The sequence below is a fragment of the Vibrio sp. YT-19(2023) genome, from assembly GCF_033337395.1.
On the sequence record NZ_JAWOQN010000547.1, the window covers coordinates 1 to 677 of the forward strand.

Annotated in this window: 1 protein-coding gene and 1 pseudogene; both read right to left on the bottom strand. The window is 45.2% G+C overall.

Features of this window, described 5'->3' with window-relative positions; all coding sequences use genetic code 11:
* Positions 1 to 232, bottom strand: a pseudogene (locus R7E78_RS27035) (hypothetical protein); the annotation flags it as partial.
* 10 nt (positions 233 to 242) lie between these two features.
* Positions 243 to 677, bottom strand: a 435-nt coding sequence (locus tag R7E78_RS27040; protein WP_318058734.1) for a type III secretion system chaperone, incomplete at its 5' end; no start/stop codon positions are given.

Here is a 677-nt window from a genome sequence, read left to right on the forward strand (position 1 = left end):
CCACATCTTTTGGAATGCCCTGCTTGGTGAGCAGATTCACCACGATGTCTTTCGCTTTGTTCTGATGGCTAATACGAGCGCTCACGCTTTTGTTTTTTGGCGCACCTTCTTTGACGAAAATGTCTTTGCCGTTGTGTGCTCGAATCTCTTTATCGTCCGCTTGATTCTGTGTCGCCAAATGTGACGTCAGCTGGCTCAATGACTGCATGTGTGACGTATTGATATTAACCATGTAAAAAACCTTAAACTTGAATAAACGGGTGTGAGCCAGTTTGTTGGCTAAAATCGACAACCGTGTTGTTTTGGAACAGTTGCACCCAAGTGTCACTCAACTCATTCAACTGACTGATCACGTTGGCTAATTGGCTGATCTCGGTGTCTGCCGTGATGGCGATTTGAAGCAGAATATCTTTGGTGGTTGGGTTGATGCAAAACTGCACTCCGCCCGTTTCGCGATACAAAAAGTTGTATTCCAGCAGCACTTGGAGCTTGTCGGCGGTGAGAATATCTTTCTCTACCACTAGACTTTTTGAGACAAGCACCTCGTTCTTCTCTTGCACAAATTGCACATCGATAGCGTTATCTTCGCTGAAACAGAGCGACCACATTTGATGCTCAAACTCTTTAACACGCACAAGGTTGAGTGAATCCCCTAGCTCTGCGAGAAGAATATTGAT